The sequence below is a fragment of the Streptomyces sp. NPDC126499 genome, assembly GCF_040302485.1.
Lineage (GTDB): Bacteria > Actinomycetota > Actinomycetes > Streptomycetales > Streptomycetaceae > Streptomyces.
Window position 1 is genome coordinate 1 of sequence record NZ_JBEOUO010000006.1, and the last position, 16,471, is coordinate 16,471.

General features: G+C 72.8%; 15 protein-coding genes and 1 pseudogene. 7 read left to right on the forward strand and 9 right to left on the reverse strand.

Features of this window, described 5'->3' with window-relative positions; genetic code table 11:
- Window positions 1-333 precede the first annotated feature (333 nt).
- From ABTZ91_RS10270 to ABTZ91_RS10280, 3 genes are read left to right on the forward strand one after another with little or no spacing between them, the layout of a single operon-like run.
- A complete protein-coding gene (locus ABTZ91_RS10270; RefSeq protein ID WP_352076714.1) occupies window positions 334-588 on the forward strand; it encodes a hypothetical protein in 255 nt (84 codons plus the stop codon).
- 21 nt (window positions 589-609) lie between these two features.
- Window positions 610-1,362, forward strand: a complete 753-nt coding sequence (locus tag ABTZ91_RS10275; RefSeq protein WP_352076715.1) for a hypothetical protein — start codon at window positions 610-612, stop codon at window positions 1,360-1,362.
- 18 nt (window positions 1,363-1,380) lie between these two features.
- Window positions 1,381-1,872 (forward strand): LURP-one-related family protein, encoded by a 492-nt coding sequence (locus tag ABTZ91_RS10280; RefSeq protein WP_352076716.1) that lies wholly within the window; start codon window positions 1,381-1,383, stop codon window positions 1,870-1,872.
- Window positions 1,873-1,904: 32 nt separating this feature from the next.
- On the opposite strand, the gene ABTZ91_RS10285 is transcribed toward ABTZ91_RS10280, so the two are convergent.
- Window positions 1,905-3,182: an aminotransferase class I/II-fold pyridoxal phosphate-dependent enzyme gene (locus ABTZ91_RS10285; protein WP_352076717.1), complete on the reverse strand. Its 1,278-nt coding sequence runs from the start codon at window positions 3,180-3,182 to the stop codon at window positions 1,905-1,907.
- A 73-nt stretch (window positions 3,183-3,255) separates the two neighbouring features.
- Here ABTZ91_RS10285 and ABTZ91_RS10290 point away from each other — a divergent pair, with 73 nt between their 5' ends.
- Window positions 3,256-4,737: a PLP-dependent aminotransferase family protein gene (locus ABTZ91_RS10290; RefSeq protein ID WP_352076718.1), complete on the forward strand. Its 1,482-nt coding sequence runs from the start codon at window positions 3,256-3,258 to the stop codon at window positions 4,735-4,737.
- 377 nt (window positions 4,738-5,114) lie between these two features.
- On the opposite strand, the gene ABTZ91_RS10295 is transcribed toward ABTZ91_RS10290, so the two are convergent.
- Window positions 5,115-5,888: a carbon-nitrogen family hydrolase gene (locus tag ABTZ91_RS10295; protein WP_352076719.1), complete on the reverse strand. Its 774-nt coding sequence runs from the start codon at window positions 5,886-5,888 to the stop codon at window positions 5,115-5,117.
- Between the two features lie 170 nt (window positions 5,889-6,058).
- On the opposite strand from ABTZ91_RS10295, the gene ABTZ91_RS10300 reads away from it, so the two are divergent.
- On the forward strand, window positions 6,059-6,886 hold the full coding sequence (locus tag ABTZ91_RS10300; protein ID WP_352076720.1) for a maleylpyruvate isomerase family mycothiol-dependent enzyme: 828 nt from the start codon (window positions 6,059-6,061) through the stop codon (window positions 6,884-6,886).
- A gap of 72 nt (window positions 6,887-6,958) precedes the next feature.
- On the opposite strand, the gene ABTZ91_RS10305 is transcribed toward ABTZ91_RS10300, so the two are convergent.
- The 7 genes from ABTZ91_RS10305 to pdhA all read right to left on the reverse strand — a co-directional run bounded on the left by ABTZ91_RS10305 (window position 6,959) and on the right by pdhA (window position 14,789).
- Complete coding sequence (locus ABTZ91_RS10305; RefSeq protein ID WP_352076721.1) at window positions 6,959-8,272, reverse strand: MFS transporter; 1,314 nt, start codon at window positions 8,270-8,272, stop codon at window positions 6,959-6,961.
- Window positions 8,269-8,931, reverse strand: a complete 663-nt coding sequence (locus ABTZ91_RS10310) for a GntR family transcriptional regulator (RefSeq protein ID WP_352076722.1) — start codon at window positions 8,929-8,931, stop codon at window positions 8,269-8,271. Before ABTZ91_RS10310 ends, ABTZ91_RS10305 begins: the two co-directional genes overlap by 4 nt.
- A gap of 118 nt (window positions 8,932-9,049) precedes the next feature.
- Complete coding sequence (locus tag ABTZ91_RS10315) at window positions 9,050-9,847, reverse strand: hypothetical protein (protein ID WP_352076723.1); 798 nt, start codon at window positions 9,845-9,847, stop codon at window positions 9,050-9,052.
- Window positions 9,831-11,057: a hypothetical protein gene (locus tag ABTZ91_RS10320; protein WP_352076724.1), complete on the reverse strand. Its 1,227-nt coding sequence runs from the start codon at window positions 11,055-11,057 to the stop codon at window positions 9,831-9,833. Before ABTZ91_RS10320 ends, ABTZ91_RS10315 begins: the two co-directional genes overlap by 17 nt.
- A gap of 129 nt (window positions 11,058-11,186) precedes the next feature.
- Complete coding sequence (locus ABTZ91_RS10325) at window positions 11,187-12,596, reverse strand: dihydrolipoamide acetyltransferase family protein (protein ID WP_352076990.1); 1,410 nt, start codon at window positions 12,594-12,596, stop codon at window positions 11,187-11,189.
- A 31-nt stretch (window positions 12,597-12,627) separates the two neighbouring features.
- Window positions 12,628-13,608, reverse strand: coding sequence for an alpha-ketoacid dehydrogenase subunit beta (locus ABTZ91_RS10330; protein WP_352076725.1), 981 nt, complete (start codon window positions 13,606-13,608; stop codon window positions 12,628-12,630).
- A 2-nt stretch (window positions 13,609-13,610) separates the two neighbouring features.
- Entirely contained in the window at window positions 13,611-14,789 is a 1,179-nt protein-coding gene (gene pdhA, locus ABTZ91_RS10335) for a pyruvate dehydrogenase (acetyl-transferring) E1 component subunit alpha (RefSeq protein ID WP_352076726.1), read from the reverse strand.
- A gap of 364 nt (window positions 14,790-15,153) precedes the next feature.
- Here pdhA and ABTZ91_RS10340 point away from each other — a divergent pair, with 364 nt between their 5' ends.
- Both ABTZ91_RS10340 and ABTZ91_RS10345 read left to right on the forward strand, forming a co-directional pair.
- On the forward strand, window positions 15,154-15,813 hold the full coding sequence (locus tag ABTZ91_RS10340; RefSeq protein WP_352076727.1) for a response regulator transcription factor: 660 nt from the start codon (window positions 15,154-15,156) through the stop codon (window positions 15,811-15,813).
- A 99-nt stretch (window positions 15,814-15,912) separates the two neighbouring features.
- A pseudogene (locus ABTZ91_RS10345) lies at window positions 15,913-16,293 on the forward strand (pyridoxamine 5'-phosphate oxidase family protein); the annotation flags it as partial.
- Window positions 16,294-16,471: the final 178 nt, after the last annotated feature.

A 16,471-nucleotide genomic window follows, 5' to 3' on the forward strand; every position in this document is an offset into this window, starting at 1 on the left:
CCCGAGGCCCCCGGCCCTCCTGAGGCCCCGGCCCTTCTGAGGCGCGCGCCCCCCCAGTGGCCCCCCCCCGCAGGAGGGGGGGCGGGGGCCCGGGCCGGCGCCCCCCGCGGCCCCGGGGGGGCCCCGGGGGGGGCCGCCGGGGGGGGGGCCGCCGCCGTCCCCGCGCCCGCCGCCGCGGCCGCCGCCCTGACCGAGGCCGCCCTGCGCGCCCTGACCGGCGGTGCGGCTCCGGGCGCGGCCCCGCCACCAGGAGCCGTACCGCCCGGCGCCGTACCACCGGTCGCCCCGCCGCCCGGCGCCGTACCGCCTCCGGATGCCGTACGGCCGCCCGGCGTGGCACGCCCACCCGGCGACGTACGGCCCCCCGGTGTGCAGCCCCCGCCCGCCGTCGCCGAGGAACCGGGCGAGGTCCCGGCCCGGGTGCCGGCCACCCGGCCCCCCGCCGCCGCGGCCGGGGAGGAGGGGCTGCTGCCGCGCCTGAACCGCCGCTACCGCGAACTGCCGCAGCTCGGGACCGTCCTGACGCTGCTCCTGATCCTCATCCCGGCCGCCGTCGCCGCCGCCCTGCTCGGTTCCCGCCACCGCTGAGAAAGCCTGCTGAGAGGTCTCATGGCCCTCCTTGTCACCCTCGTCGTCGTCTTCGCCGTCGCCGTGGTCGCCGCGCTCGCCGTGATCGTCAAGACCAAGCTCTTCCCGCTCCGGGAGGGCGAGGAGCCCCGCGAGGACGTCGCCGAGTACATCTCGATGATGGTGTCGGTCTTCTACGCGATCGTGCTCGGCCTGTGCCTGGTGTCCGTCTGGGACAACCGCGCCACCGCCGACGACCGGGTGCAGACCGAGGCGAGCGCCCTGCACCAGACCTACCTCCTGGCCGACGCGCTGCCCCCCGCCCAGCGGCAGCCGGTGCGGGACGCCGCCCGCGCGTACGCCGCGCATGTCGTGGAGGTCGAATGGCCCCGGATGGCCGAGCGCGAACCCCTCGGCACGGAGGGCTGGGCGCTGCTCGACCGGCTGCGCACGGCCGGCGAGCTCACGGGGCGGGCCACCCTGGCGCAGCAGATCGCCGCCCAGGAGGTGCTGGCCCAGCTCGGCTACGTCGACGACGCCCGCCGCGGCCGGGAGACGGCGGCCGGGGAAAGCCTCTCCGTGGTCCTGTGGACGGGACTGATCATCGGCGGGGTGCTGACCGTGGCCTTCATGTTCCTCTTCGGCCTCGAACGCAACACCACCCACGTGATCCTGGTGATGGGCCTGTCCGGCTTCATCGCCTTCACCATCCTGCTCATCTACCAGTTGGACGCCCCCTTCGGCGCCACGCTCGGGGTGACCCCGGATCCGTTCACCCGCTACTTCCCGCTGTGACGGGGAAGGCATACCGCCATGAAATACCTGGTACGGGACAAGATCTTCGCCATCGGCGACGATTACTGGATCGAGGACGAGCGGGGCCGGCACGCCTTCCTCGTCGACGGCAAGGCCCTGCGGCTGCGCGACACCCTGGAGCTGAAGGACCCGGACGGGCGGATCCTGGTCACGCTGCGGAAGAAGATGTTCAGCCTGCGCGACACGATGACGATCGAGCGGGAGGAACAGCCGCTCGCCACCGTTCGCCGCAAGCGGCTGTCGCTGCTGCGCAACCACTTCCGGGTCACCCTGGCCGAGGGCACCGAGCTGGACGTCAGCGGTCGGATCCTGGCCCGGGAGTTCACCGTCGAGTACGACGGCGAACTCCTCGCGCACATCTCGCGCCGGTGGTTCCACGTCCGCGACACCTACGCCGTGAACGTGGTCCGCGAGGACACCGACCCCGCCCTGCTCATCGCGGTCGCCGTGTGCGTGATCCGGATGGCCGAGCGGGAGCGGGAGGACTGACCGCCCCCGCCCCCCCACGGATCCGCCGCGCCCTAGACGGCCTTGGCCAGCGCCTGCTCCAGGTCCTCCCACAGGTCCTCGACGTGCTCGATGCCGACGGACAGCCGGACCGTGCCGGGGGCGATGCCCGCCGCGTCGAGGGCCCGTTCGTCCAGCTGCCGGTGGGAGGTGGAGGCCGGGTGCATGACGAGGGTCTTCACATCGCCGAGGGAGACGCTGAGCGAGGCGAGGCGGACCGCCTCCACGAAGGCCCGGCCGGCCTCCCGGCCGCCCGCCAGGTCGAGCGAGACGACCCCGCCGCCGCCCCTCGGCAGCAGGCGGGCCGCCACCTCGTGGTCCGGGTGCCCGGGGACGGAGGGGTGGCGGACCGCGGCCACCGCCGGGTGGGCGGCGAGACGGCCGGCGAGCTCGGCGGCGCTCGCGCTCTGCCGCTCGATGCGCAGCGGCAGCGTCTGCAGTCCGCGCAGGGTCAGCCAGGCGGCGAACGGGTCGGTGACCGCGCCCTGTTCGACCGCGTGGTGACGGATCCGGCGGTGCAGCTCCGTGTCCTTGAAGACGGCGACGCCGCCGAGGACGTCGGCGTGGCCCGCGAGGTACTTGGTCGCCGAGTGCACGACGACATCGGCGCCGTACTCGATCGGCCGGCACAGCAGCGGCGAGGCGAAGGTGTTGTCGACGACGGACGGCACCCCGGCCTCGCGGGCGGCGGCGATCAGCGCGGGCAGGTCGGAGACCCGGGTGGTGGGGTTGGCGATGGTCTCCAGGTAGAGCAGCCGCGTCTCGGGGCGCAGCGCGGCGCGCACCTCGTCCGGGTCGGTGCCGGAGACGTAGCTGACCTCGACGCCCCAGCGCTCGGCGAGGTCGGTGAGGACGGCGTAGGTGCCGCCGTACAGGCAGCGCTGGGCGATGACGTGCCCGCCGGTGGAGAGCAGGCCGAGCAGCACGCTGTTGATGGCGCCCATGCCGGAGGCGTACGAGAGGGCGTCGGCGCCGCCCTCCAGCCGGGCGACGGCCAGCTCCAGGGAGCGGACGGTGGGGTTGCCCATGCGGCTGTAGAGGAAGGCGTCCGGGGAGGCGAAGGCCTCGGCGAGGGCGTCGGCGCTGTCGAAGGCGAAGACGTGGCCCTGGTGGATCGGCACGCCGAGCGGCCGGCTGCCCGGGATCTCCGGCTGCGGAGCGTGGACGGCGAGGGTCTCGGGGCGGTCGGCGGACGAAGGGGTGTGGGTGTCGGCGGACGAAGGCGTGCGCGTTCCGGCGGACGAAGGGCTGGGCGTTCCGGCGGAGGAAGGGGTCTGGGTGTCGGCGCTCATGACGGTCAGTCTGGGGACGGTGGGCTTGCGTCCACAGGACCAATCCCGGCAGATTGGTCTGCCGATGGATCCAATGACTCCCTCCGTGGGCGAGCTGGTCGCCTGGCTCGGCCGCTGGTCCGCCGGGCGCGGGCCGCTGTATCTGCTGCTCGCCGCGCGGATACGGCAGTTGATCGACGAGGGCCTGCTGCCGCCCGGCGCGCCGCTGCCGCCCGACCGGCGGCTCGCGGCCGCGCTGTCGGTGGGCCGGACGACGGTGGTCGCCGCCTACGAGACGCTCCGTCAGGAGGGCCGTCTGGTACGCCGTCAGGGCAGCGGTACGCGGGTGGCGCCGGCCGCGCTCACGCCGCCCGGCCCGCGGGTGACGGAGACGTCCAACCCGATGTTCCTGCATCTGCTCGATCCCACCGACGACGTCATCCTGCTGAGCTGCGCCGCGCCGCCGTCCCCGCCGCCCGAGCTCGCCGAGGCGTACGCCGGTCTCGTCCTGCCCGCGCACGACCTCGGCTACCACCCGGCCGGGCTGCCCGCGCTGCGGGAGGCCGTCGCCCGGCGGTACGAGGAGCGGGGCGTGCCGACCTCGCCGGACCGGATCCTGGTCACCACCGGCGCCCAGCAGGCGATCGGTCTGCTGACCCGGCTCCTGGTGGCACCGGGCGACGGGGTCCTCGTGGAGGCGCCGACCTACCCGGGGGCGCTCGACCTGTTCCGGGAGGCGGCGGCGGTGCCGTACCCGGTGGCGGTGGGCCCCGACGGCCTCGACGTGCCGGAGGCCGTACGGCTGATGGAACGCCACCGCCCTGCCCTCGCCTATGTGGTCCCGCATCTCCACAACCCGACCGGCACGGTCCTGCCGCCCCTGCTCGGGCGGCGCCTGGTCGCGGCGGCGGAGGCGCGGGGGGTGCCGCTGGTCGAGGACGAGGTGCTGAGCGAGCTGGGCTTCGGCGACCGCCCGGGGCCGCCGCCGCTCTCCTCGTACGGTACGGAGGTCATCGGCGTCGGCTCGCTCAGCAAGGCGGTCTGGGGCGGCCTGCGGATCGGCTGGGTGCGCGGCCCGGCCCCGCTGGTGGCCCGCCTCGCCCGGCTGAAGGCCCTGCACGACCTCGGCAGTGACGTTCCGGCGCAGCTGGTGGCGGCGCGGCTGCTCGGCTCCTTCGAGCCGCTGCTGCGGGCGCGGGTGGCGGAGCTGCGCGCCGGTCACGACCTGCTGCGCGCCGAGCTGGGCCGCAGGCTGCCCTCGTGGCGCTGCCCGCCGGCCTCGGGCGGGCAGACCCTGTGGGTGGAACTGCCGTACGGAGACGGGGTGTCCTTCGCGCAGGTCGCGCTGCGCCACGGGGTGGCCGTGCTGCCCGGCTCGACCATGGACGCGCTCGGCGGCAGCGGCCGCATGCTGCGGCTGCACTTCCTGCTGCCGCCGGAGGTGCTGTCCCAGGCGGTGCGGAGGCTGGCGGAGGCGTGGGCCGCGTACGCGCCCGAGCCGGAGGCGGTGCGGGGATCGGGGCCGGGGTCCCGGCCCGGTTCCCGGCCTGCCGCGCTGAACGCCATCACCGTCTGAGGGAGCGTCTCCCGCGCGGGCGGTGGGCGGGCGGCGGGCGGCGGTGGCCTGCCGGGGACGGGCCGATGCTGGGCGCCGGGGCAGGAGGGCGGGCCAGCCCGGAGGGCGAGGCCGGGGCTGAGTCGGGGGCCGGGCCGGGAGGTCGGGGCCGGAGGCGGCAGCCGGGGGCCGAGACCGCGCCGGGGGCCGGAGGCCAGGCCCGCCCGGGGGGCCGAGGCGGGGCAGAGTCGGGGGCCGAAGGCCAGGGCCGAGCCGGAGGCCGGGGCCAGGTCCGCCCCGGACGGCCGAGGCCGGGCCGGGGCCCGGGGGCCGGCGCCGAGCCGGCGGCCGGGGTCATGACCGGCGCCGGGGTCCGCGCACAAGTGGCCCCGCGGGCCCTACAGCACCCGGTCCTTCAGGGCCGGGAACTGCTCGCGGGTGGCCGTGACCTTCGCCGGGTCGAGGGTGACCCGCAGGGTCTCCTCCTGCGGGCCCGCTTCCGCCAGGACCTCGCCCCAGGGGTCGACGACGATCGAGTGGCCGGCCTGTTCGACGCCCGCGTGGGTGCCGGCGGTGCCGCAGGCCAGGACGTACGACTGGTTCTCGACGGCCCGGGCCCGCGCGAGCAGGGTCCAGTGGCCGCGGCGGCGGGCGGGCCAGCCCGCCGGGACGACGAAGAGCTCGGCGCCGGCGTCGACGAGGCCGCGGAAGAGCTCGGGGAAGCGCAGGTCGTAGCAGGTGGCGAGACCGGCGGTGAGCCGTGGCAGGTCGACGGTGACCAGATCGGCGCCGGCCGCCATCATCACCGCCTCGCCCTTGTCGAAGCCGAAGCGGTGGATCTTCCGGTAGCTCGCGGCGAGTTCTCCGTCCGGGGAGAAGACCAGCGAGGTGTTGTAGAGGGCGCCGCCCTCCGCCTCGACGATCGAGCCGGCGTGCAGCCAGACCTCCGCGTCGCGCGCGGCGGCGGACATCGCCTCGTACGTGGGGCCCTTCAGCGGCTCCGCCTCAACGGCGAACTCCTCGTAGGCGAAAGCGCCGGTCGTCCACAGCTCCGGCAGGACGACGAGGTCGGCGGCGCCGCGCTCCTCCCGCACCAGACGCGCCACACGGGCGCGCCGCGTTTCGACCGTCTCGTCCGGATTCACCGCGATCTGGATCAGTGAGGCGCGCACACTACCACCGTCCTGGCATTCGAGCCGTCGACTCCGGCCTACGATCGTCACACGAAAGCACTGCCGGGGTGCCTTCGGGCAGCGTAACTTAGCGACCGAGCCTCCCACGAGTCATGTTTTCAGCCCGCCAGCTAGCCAGCCCGCGCACCGCAGAACCGCCGAGGGGTCCCGTGACCGTCCATCCCAGCCTTCAGAACTACGCCGACGCCTGGACCCACTCCGTCGAAGCGATAGCCGAGCTGGTGCAGCCGCTCGTCGAGGGCGAGTGGAACCGCGCCACACCGTGCCCGGGCTGGTCGGTCCGCGACATCGTCTCCCATGTCATCGGCATGGAGACCGAGATGCTGGGCGACCCGCGGCCCATCCACAGCCTGCCCCGCGACCTCTTCCACGTGCGCAGCGACTTCGCCCGCTACATGGAGATGCAGGTCGACGTGCGGCGGCACCACACCGCGCCGGAGATGACCGCGGAGCTGGAGTACGTCCTGATCCGGCGGGCGCGGCAGCTGCGCAACGAGAACCGGTCGCCCGACACCCTGATCCGCGCCCCCCTCGGCGCCGAGCAGACCCTGGAACTGGCCTACCGGATGCGCGCCTTCGACTGCTGGGTGCACGAGCAGGACCTGCGCACCGCGCTCGGCGTCCCGGGCAACCTGGACTCCCCCGGCGCGTACATCACCCGCGACGTGCTCCTGGAGGCGCTGCCGCACGTGGTGGCCAAGGAGGCGGGCGCTCCGGCGAGTTCGGCGGTCGTGTTCGACGTGAGCGGCCCGGTGGAGTTCCTGCGGACGGTGCGGGTGGACGCCGAGGGCAACGGCTCGATCGACGGCGCGCCCTCGCTCGGGCCCGCGGTGACGCTGGCGACGGACTGGGAGACCTATGTCCGCCTCGCCTGCGGCCGGGTCCGGCCGGCCGATGTGGCCGACCGGGTGAAGACCGAGGGCGACGAGGACCTGGCGCGGGCGATCCTGGCCCACTTCGCGGTCACGCCGAACTGAGGACGCGCCCCGTAGGGAGGACGCGCCCCGTAGGGGTCACGCCGAACTGAGGGGCACCCTGTCCCGTAGAGGTCACGCCGGCACGTGCACGGCCTCCACCCGGCTCGCGACCAGCCGTTCCCGCTCCCGGCGGGCCGTGCGGGCCCCCAGCCGGAGGATCTGCACGACACCGAGCGCTTCGAGGACGAAGACGGAGGAGAAGGCGATCCGGTAGTCGTCCCCGGTGGCGTCAAGCAGCACGCCCACGGCGAAGAGCGTCGTCATGGAGGCCACGAAGCCGCCCATGTTGACGATGCCGGAGGCGGTGCCCTGCCGCTCGGGCGGGTTGGCGGGGCGGGCGAAGTCGAAGCCGATCATGGAGGCCGGGCCGCAGGCCCCGAGGACCGTGCAGAGGGTGATCAGCAGCCACATCGGCGCCCGGTCCCCCGGGTAGACGAGGGTGGTCGCCCACAGCAGGGCCGTGACGGCGATGGTGCCGAGCGCCAGCGGGGTGCGGGCGGCGTGGTGCCGGGCGATGACCTGCCCGTAGACGAGCCCGACCACCATGTTGGAGAGCACGACGAGGGTCAGCAGCTCCCCCGCCGTCCCCCGGTCGAGCCCCTGGGCCTCGACGAGGAACGGCATGCCCCACAGCAGCAGGAACACCATGGCGGGGAACTGGGTGGTGAAGTGCACCCACAGGCCGAGCCGGGTGCCAGGCTCCCGCCAGGACTCGGCGATCTGCCGTCGGACGAAGGCGGCGCCGGCGCGCGGGGCGGGCGCGGGCTCGTGGCCCTCGGGGTGGTCCTTGAGGAACAGCAGCAGAAGCACGAGGACGAGGACGCCCGCGGCGGAACTCCCCGCGAAGGCGGCCGTCCAGCCGACGCCGTGCAGGAGCCGGGAGAGGACGATCGTGGAGACGAGGTTGCCGGCCATGCCGACCAGCCCGGCGAGCTGGGCGACGAGCGGCCCGCGTCGGGCGGGGAACCAGCGGCTGCCGAGCCGCAGCACGCTGATGAAGGTCATCGCGTCGCCGCAGCCGAGCAGGGCGCGGGAGGCGAGCGCCATGCCGTACGAGGGGGAGAGCGCGAAGCCCAGCTGGCCGAGGGTGAACAGCAGGACGCCGAAGGTCAGCACCTTCTTGGTGCCGAGCCGGTCGACCATGAGGCCGACGGGTATCTGCATGCCCGCGTAGACCAGCAGCTGGAGTATGGAGAAGGTGGACAGGGCGGAGGCGTTGACGCCGAAGCGGTCGGCGGCGTCGAGCCCGGCGACGCCGAGCGAGGTGCGGAAGATGACGGCGACGAAGTAGACGGCGACGCCGACGCCCCAGACGAGGGCGGCGCGGCGGCCGCCGGGCGGGTCGCCGGGCAGACTGACGGCCGGCCCGTACGCGTCGCGGCTCACCGCTCCTCACCCCGGACGAGCACCTTGACCCAGCTGAGGTGCTGGCGCACGCAGTGGGCTGCGCCCTCCACGTCCCCGGCCTTGATCCGGTCCAGGATCTCGGCGTGCTCGGCGATGTTCTTGGCGATCCGGTCGGGCTGCGACTGCATCACGGCGACGCCCATGCGCAGCTGCCGGTCCCGCATCTGGTCGTACAGGCGGGCCAGGATCTGGTTGCCGGCGTGCCGCACGATCTCGGCGTGGAAGCAGCGGTCGGTGACGGCGACCTCGGCGAGGTCCCCGGCCTCGGCCCGTCGCTTCTGCTCCTCCAGGAGCTCTTCGAGCCGGGCGATCAGCGCGGGCGGCGCGGGCACCGCCCGCCGTACGGCGAACTCCTCGACGAGGAGCCGGGTCTCGACGACGTCCGCGATCTCCTGGGCGGACACGGCGAGCACGAGCGCGCCCTTCTTGGGGTAGAGCTTGAGCAGCCCTTCCATCTCCAGCTTGAGCAGCGCCTCCCGCACGGGCGTCCGCGACACCCCCACGGCCTCGGCCAGCTCCCCTTCGGTGAGAAGGGTGCCTCCCTCGTAGCGGCGGTCGAGCACCGCCTGCTTGACGTGCATGTAGACGCGGTCGGCGGCGGGGGGCCGCTTGGTGCGGGAGGGCGCGACGGCTGGCATGCGCACAGCATAGATACAACAGGGGTGCAACGGGCAGCCGCGTCCGCGATGCGGACGGGTAGGTGCCGGGGGTCGGGGGTCGGGTCGGCCGTCGGGCCGGCGGTCGGGCCTGTCGGTCTCAGGGCAGTGGCTCAGGCGGCATCAGGTCGCTCTCGCTGACGGTGTACGTCAGCGGCGGGTAGACGAAGTCCGTCTCGTCGTTCTCGCGGCGCCGCAGCCGATAGAACGCGCGCGCCTGCTCGTCGTCGGCCGCCGTCAGCCGGATTCCTCCGGGGAGGTGGGCGTGTCCGTCGCGGTAGCGGACGAGGGTCTTCGAGGCCCGGAAGGTCACACTCAGCCAGGGGTTGTCCGGCGCACCGGCGGGCGCGTCCCAGACGATCTTGTGCCGGAGGCGCCGGTTCGCGTCGACGGAGAACGCCACGACGCCGTGGTGGGTGAGGGGGATCTCGAACGTCTCCGCGCCGGACCCCTTCGTCTCGAAGACCAGCTTCCTCGACGGGCCCGCCGTGGGATCCCGGTAGCAGGAGAACACGGCGATGAAGGAGTCCTCGGCCAGATCGAGGGCCTGGTCGGAGTGACTGCCCATCGTCCGGTACGCGTGCGTGTAGCTCTCGATGAGAGCGTTGTTGAAGCCGCCGGGAAGGCCCGCCCGTTCCTGGATGCGTCGCGCCAGCCGCTCGTGCACCGGCCGGAAGGGCTGCGCCGGGCCGCCGTAGCGCGTGGTGGTCCGTACGAGGGGCACCGCACCCGTCTCGTCGATCCTGGTGAGCACGGCGCCGCGGCGGCCCTTTCCCACGTCCTCGAAACGGACCGACGCGGAGAGCTCGGCGAAAAGGTCCTCGTCGGCCGGCAGATCGCACGAGACGATCTCGTCCGAAATCCTGGATCCGAAAGGCGGTCTAGATACGAGGGGCAAGGTAGTCTCCCGCGTTCATGCTGAAGAGGAATTCCTCGCCGTAATCGACGAAGGACGAGGACCTGTTCTCCTCGGCGTACAGCCGGCGCAGCTCGTCCATGCCGGCCTGCGTGGGCGGCTCCAGTGGCACCGGGCCACCGGCCCTCTGGAGAAACGTGTGGCCGTTCTTGTGCACGGCTTCGGTGCCCGAACAGCGCACCACGTACCCCAGGCGGGTCGGGAGCAGTGCGGCGTCCAGTGCCGCGGGCCGGATCTCGTGCGTGTACAGGCGGTTGGTGGACAGCGGCATGAAGAAGACCGAGCCGGGGTGGAGGGTCAGGCTGAACCGCGAGGGGAGCGCGGTGCCGTCACGGTCTCCGGCCGGCTCCTTGAGGCGGAAGTGGAGCCTGGTGAGGGCGCTGACGCCCTTCACGCCGAGGTCGAAGGCGTCCTCGGCCAGGGGCCGCAGACCGTCGAGCCGGTCGTAGAAGGTGCAGAAGGCCATGATGCCGTTGGCGGGCATGTCCTTGGTCTTGTCGGCGTGGGAGGAGATCCTGGCCTTTGACTGTCTGCGCTCCGCCGTGGCACGGGTGTTGTGGTAGATCTGCGCGAGCACGTGGTTGAGCGGTGCCTGGCCACGGAAGACGACGGCGGCCTCGCGGTTCAGTTCCTCGACGATGCTCGTGTCGGTCGGGCGGAAGTTTTCGGTGGGCCCGGAGAAGTTCGTGGAGCACCGGAGCAGGCGGAAACGCAGCTCGTCTCCCTCGCGCGTGACGGGTGTCAGATAGATGCCGCTGCGCTGGGCCGTGCCGGGTTTGGTGGACTCCGTCAGGGACTGGAACGCGTGCTCCGCGCGGATCCGTGCGAAGTGATCGCCGTCGGGGTCGAAGAAGCGGCGGTAGTACACGCCGACGCCATGGACGCGGACGGGAACGCGGCCGAGGCCGACGGGGGTCCAGGCGGCATCGACGTCGTCGCCACCGTACGACAGCTCCTGGACGACGAACACGCGCGCGGCGCCGCGCAGTCGCGGGGCGCCGATCGCTGATATGTCGCCGCACAGGTAGACGGTCCTGCCCGCGAGGCCGGGCGCGCCGGAGGCGAGGTCCTCGGGGGTGAGGACGGTCCCGAAGAAGTTCCTGACCAGGTCGTCTTCGTGCAGCGCCGGAGGCGCGACCAGGATGTTGTCCGCATCCTCGATGCGGGCCTCCGCCGGCTTCGTCGTGCGCATCGCGTGGTGGCCGCCCTTCGCAGGTCGTCTGTTCGAACCGCAGCCTACGGGCGAACGCCACGAACGCCCGGCCGGGGACGTCACCGTCCCCGGCCGGGCGTTTCACGTGAAACAGCGCTCGCGGGGCGATTACGCCCAGGTGATGAGCCGCTTCGGCTGCTCCAGGATCGCGGCCACGTCGGCCAGGAACTTGGAGCCGAGCTCGCCGTCGACCAGGCGGTGGTCGAAGGAGAGGGCCAGGGTGGTGACCTGGCGGGGCTTCACCTTGCCGTTGTGGACCCAGGGCTGGAGCTTGATCGCGCCGACCGCGAGGATCGCGGACTCGCCCGGGTTGATGATCGGCGTACCGGTGTCGACGCCGAAGACGCCCACGTTGGTGATGGTGAAGGTGCCGCCCTGCATCGCCGCCGGGGTCGTCTTGCCCTCGCGGGCCGTGGCGACCAGCTCGCTCAGGGACCGCGACAGCTCGGGCAGGGTCTGGGCGTGCGCGTCCTTGATGTTCGGCACGATCAGACCGCGCGGGGTGGCCGCGGCGATGCCCAGGTTGACGTAGTGCTTGAGCACGATCTCCTGGGCCGCCTCGTCCCAGGTCGCGTTGATGTCCGGGTTGCGCTTGATGGCGACCAGGACCGCCTTGGCGATGAGGAGCAGCGGGTTGACCCGCAGGCCGGCCATGTCCTTGTCGGACTTGAGCTCCTCGACCAGCTTCATCGTGCGCGTGATGTCGAAGGTGATGAACTCGGTGACGTGCGGCGCGGTGAAGGCCGAGCCGACCATCGCCGCCGCCGTGGCCTTCCGGACGCCCTTGATGGGGATACGGGTCTCCCGGGCGTCCGTCGCGAGCGCGGGCGCCGGGGCCACCGGGGCCGCCGGGGTCTCGACGACGGGCGTCGGGGCCGGGGCCGGGGCTGCCTCGACCGCGGGCGCCGGGGCGGCGGCCTTGTGGACGTCCTCGCGGGTGATGATCCCGTCCGGGCCGGTCGGGGTCACCGACGCCAGGTCCACGCCGAGGTCCTTGGCGAGCTTGCGCACCGGCGGCTTGGCCAGCGGGCGGGCGGCGGTGGCGACCCCGCCGTGCCCGTTGAGCTCGCCCTGGATCGCCGCGGCGGCCTGGCCGGGCACCACGGCGCCCACGGCGCCCACGGCGCCCTTGCGGGCCCGGCGCTTGGTGGAGGCGGCGGCCACGCCGTAGCCGACGAGGACCGGCTGACGGCCCTCCGGCTCGGCCTCGGCGGCCGGCTCGGGGACGGTGGCCGGCTCGGGTGCCGGCGCCTGGGCCGGCTCCTGCGCCGGGGCCGCGGGGGCCTCGGGCGCGGCGCCGCCCACGTTCACGGAGATGATGACCTGGCCGACGTCGACCGTCGTGCCCTCGGGGAAGACCAGCTCGTGGACCGTGCCGTCGAACGGGATCGGCAGCTCCACGGCCGCCTTCGCCGTCTCGACCTCGCACACGACCTGCCCGTCGGTGACGGTGTCACCCGGCTGGACGTACCACTTGAGGATCTCGGCCTCGGTCAGGCCCTCGCCCACGTCGGGCATCTTGAATTCGCGGATCGTCACGATGCTCTCCTCAGTACGCCAGCGAGCGGTCGACGGCGTCGAGCACGCGGTCCAGGCCCGGCAGGTACTCCTCCTCCAGGCGCGCCGGCGGATACGGCGCGTGGTAGCCGCCGACCCGCAGGACGGGGGCCTCCAGGTGGTAGAAGCAGCGCTCGGTGATGCGGGCGGCGATCTCCGCGCCGGAGCCGAAGAAGACCGGCGCCTCGTGCACCACGACCAGGCGGCGGGTCTTCTCCACCGAGGTCTGGATGGTGTCGAAGTCCAGCGGGGAGATCGAGCGCAGGTCCAGGACCTCGATCGACTTGCCCTCCTCGGCGGCGGCCGCGGCGGCCTCCAGGCAGGTCTTCACCATCGGGCCGTACGCGGCGAGCGTCAGGTCGGTGCCCTCGCGGGCCACCCGGGCCTTGTGCAGCTCGCCGGGGATGGCCTCGGTGTCGACCTCGCCCTTGTCCCAGTAGCGGCGCTTGGGCTCGAAGAAGATGACCGGGTCGTCGCTCTGGATGGCCTGCTGGAGCATCCAGTAGGCGTCGGAGGAGTTCGCCGGGGTGACCACCTTGAGACCCGCGACGTGCGCGAAGAGCGACTCGGGGGACTCGGAGTGGTGCTCGACAGCGCCGATGCCGCCGCCGTACGGGATGCGGATGACGACCGGCATCTTCACCGTGCCGAGCGAACGGGCTCGCATCTTCGCCAGCTGGGTGACGATCTGGTCGTACGCCGGGAAGACGAAGCCGTCGAACTGGATCTCCACGACCGGCCGGTAGCCGCGCAGCGCCAGGCCGATCGCGGTGCCGACGATGCCGGACTCGGCGAGCGGGGTGTCGACGACCCGGTCCTCGCCGAAGTCCTTCTGCAGGCCGTCGGTGATCCGGAAGACACCGCCCAGCTTGCCGACGTCCAGGCCCATGATGACGACCTTGGGGTCGGTCTCCAGGGCCTTGCGCAGCGACTCGTTGAGCGCCTTCGCGAGGGGAAGCTTCTGAACAGCCATGATTACTCGCCCTCTCCGCCCTCGAAGGACGCCTGGTACGCGGCGAACTGCGCGCGCTCCTCGTCGACGAGCGCGTGCCCGTCCGCGTAGGTGTGGTCGAACATCGCCATGTGGTCCGGGACGGGCATGGCGCGGACGACCTCGCGGACGTGCTTGCCGAGCGCCTCGCTCTCGGTCTCGAGCTCCTCGAAGAAGGCCGCGTCGGCCAGACCGGCGTTCTCCATGTACGTGCGGAGGCGCTGGATCGGGTCCTTGGCCTCCCATGCCTCGCGCTCCGCGTCGCGGCGGTAGCGGGTCGGGTCGTCGGAGGTGGTGTGGGCGGCCATGCGGTAGGTGAACGCCTCGATGAGGGTCGGGCCCTCGCCGCGGCGGGCGCGCTCCAGGGCCGCCTTCGTCACCGCGAGGCAGGCCAGGACGTCGTTGCCGTCGACGCGGACGCCGGGGAAGCCGAAGCCGCGGGCGCGCTGGTAGAGCGGGACGCGGGTCTGCTTCTCGATGGGCTCGGAGATGGCCCACTGGTTGTTCTGGCAGAAGAACACGACCGGGGCGTTGTAGACGGCGGAGAACACGAACGACTCGTTGACGTCGCCCTGGCTGGAGGCGCCGTCGCCGAAGTACGCGATCACGGCCGAGTCCGCGCCGTCCTTGGCGACGCCCATGGCGTAGCCGGTGGCGTGCAGGGTCTGCGAGCCGAGGACGATCGTGTAGAGGTGGAAGTTGTTGCTGTTGGGGTCCCAGCCGCCGTTGTTCACTCCGCGGAACATGCCGAGCAGGTTGGTCGGGTCGACCCCTCGGCACCAGGCGACACCGTGCTCGCGGTAGGTCGGGAAGACGTAGTCGTCGTCCCGCAGGGCGCGGCCGGAGCCGATCTGGGCGGCCTCCTGGCCGAGCAGCGAGGCCCACAGGCCCAGCTCGCCCTGGCGCTGCAGGGAGGTGGCCTCGGAGTCGAAGCGACGGGTGAGGACCATGTCGCGGTAGAGACCGCGCAGTTCCTCCGCGCTCAGGTCGATGTCGTACTCGGGGTGCTGGACGCGCTCACCCTCGGGCGTCAGCAGCTGAACGAGTTCGGGCTCCGCCTGCTGTGCGGCCTGAGCCTTCTTCGCGCTCGCGGCGCTGGGGGTGCGCTTGGCGCCGCTGCTGCGTCGCGTCGTCTTGCGCGCGGCAGTGCTCTCCACGGTCACGTGCGTGCTCCTCCGTCGGTCCGGCCTCCGGGTTCGCCGGTGAGGCCTGGGGTCCCCCCTACCAGTGGTAAGGGGAGGCTCCGCCTTCTCCGTACCCTTCGCACGGGGTGGGTGCGACGCGGCCGGGGTGAGGCGTGACAGGTGCCCCGGCGAGCGCCGTCATAGGCACGTTACCCACAGTGCGGCATTCCTGCGAAACCCCGTTTGACCTGCGATTTTGCTTGGATTTCCAAGTAAATCGAGAAAAGCGGGATTCGCCGCTGGTCAGCGCATGGGACAGCGGCCCGACGACGTCGTCGGAACACCCGGCACGTTATCCCGGTCACCCCGGGCGCGGGAAGAGCCAATATGTGAGACTGACCGCGTGCGCGAAGAAGGAAAAATCCGGGTATTTCTGCTGGACGACCATGAAGTCGTGCGGCGCGGCGTCCACGAGCTGCTCTCCGTGGAGAACGACATCGAGGTCGTCGGCGAGGCCGGTACGGCGGCGGACGCCCTGGTCAGGATCCCCGCGACCCGTCCCGACGTGGCCGTGCTCGACGTGCGGCTGCCGGACGGCAGCGGCGTGGAGGTCTGCCGCGAGGTCCGTTCGCAGGACGACGCCATCAAATGCCTGATGCTCACCTCGTACGCGGACGACGAGGCCCTCTTCGACGCGATCATGGCGGGTGCCTCGGGGTACGTCCTCAAGGCCATCCGCGGCAACGAGCTGCTGAACGCCGTCCGGGACGTCGCGGCCGGCAAGTCGCTGCTCGACCCGGTGGCCACCGCGCGGGTCCTGGAGCGGCTGCGCGACGGCAACGGCCCGAAGGGTGACGACCGGCTCGCCAATCTCACCGAGCAGGAGCGCAGGATCCTCGACCTGATCGGCGAGGGCCTGACCAACCGGGCCATCGGCGAGCGGCTCCACCTCGCCGAGAAGACCATCAAGAACTACGTCTCCAGCCTGCTGTCGAAGCTGGGCATGGAACGGCGTTCCCAGGCCGCCGCGTATGTGGCGCGCCTGCAGGCCGAACGGCACTGACCCGGGCGGGCCGGACGGCCCGCATTCGGGACCTACGTCCCTGCGGACCGGGGCAGGGGCCCCTTTCCGGGGCGGTGCGGGTGGCGGAGAGTGGGATCCATGTCCACCGAGGAGATCCGCGCCGTCGAGCTGCTGAACCGCGTGTCGTACGGGCGGGTGGCCACCAGCATGCGCGCGATGCCGTTCGTCGCCCCGGCCCGCCACATCGTGGCCGACGGAGGCGTTCTGCTCCGGCTCCACCGTGGGCTCGGCTACCACCGGGCCTGCGACGGCGGTGTCGTCGCCTACGGCGCGGACAACCTCACCTCCGGCGCCGCACAGCTGTGGTCCGTGCAGTTCACCGGCACCGCCGAGGTCGTCGAACCGACCGAGGAACAGCTCGCCGCCTTCGGTCCGGCCCCCCGCTCCGTGGACGGCGAGCCCTTCGACCCGGTCTACATGCGCGTGGAGCCCCGGTTCGTCACCGTGCACACCGTCGACCAGGCGCCGGCCCAGGGACGGGTTGAGGGACCGGCCGAGGGGCGGGTTGAGGGACCGGCCGAGGGACGGGTTGAGGGACCGGCCGCGGGAAAGGCCGGCGGACCGGTGGGCGCGGGAGAGGCCGGCGGGCCCTCCGCCGAGCGGACCGTGGGCCTCCACTCCGGGGAGCGACAACTCC

What these genes read in the sequence shown, in the direction of transcription:
- ABTZ91_RS10285 (WP_352076717.1), bottom strand. Translation starts at nt 3,182, where the DNA reads ATGAGCGCCGACACCCAGACCCCTTCCTCCGCCGGAACGCCCAGCCCT.
- ABTZ91_RS10290 (WP_352076718.1), top strand. Translation starts at nt 3,256, where the DNA reads ATGACTCCCTCCGTGGGCGAGCTGGTCGCCTGGCTCGGCCGCTGGTCC.
- ABTZ91_RS10280 (WP_352076716.1), top strand. Translation starts at nt 1,381, where the DNA reads ATGAAATACCTGGTACGGGACAAGATCTTCGCCATCGGCGACGATTAC.
- ABTZ91_RS10320 (WP_352076724.1), bottom strand. Translation starts at nt 11,057, where the DNA reads ATGCGCACGACGAAGCCGGCGGAGGCCCGCATCGAGGATGCGGACAAC.
- ABTZ91_RS10325 (WP_352076990.1), bottom strand. Translation starts at nt 12,596, where the DNA reads ATGCCCGACGTGGGCGAGGGCCTGACCGAGGCCGAGATCCTCAAGTGG.
- ABTZ91_RS10275 (WP_352076715.1), top strand. Translation starts at nt 610, where the DNA reads ATGGCCCTCCTTGTCACCCTCGTCGTCGTCTTCGCCGTCGCCGTGGTC.
- ABTZ91_RS10330 (WP_352076725.1), bottom strand. Translation starts at nt 13,608, where the DNA reads ATGGCTGTTCAGAAGCTTCCCCTCGCGAAGGCGCTCAACGAGTCGCTG.
- ABTZ91_RS10310 (WP_352076722.1), bottom strand. Translation starts at nt 8,931, where the DNA reads ATGCCAGCCGTCGCGCCCTCCCGCACCAAGCGGCCCCCCGCCGCCGAC.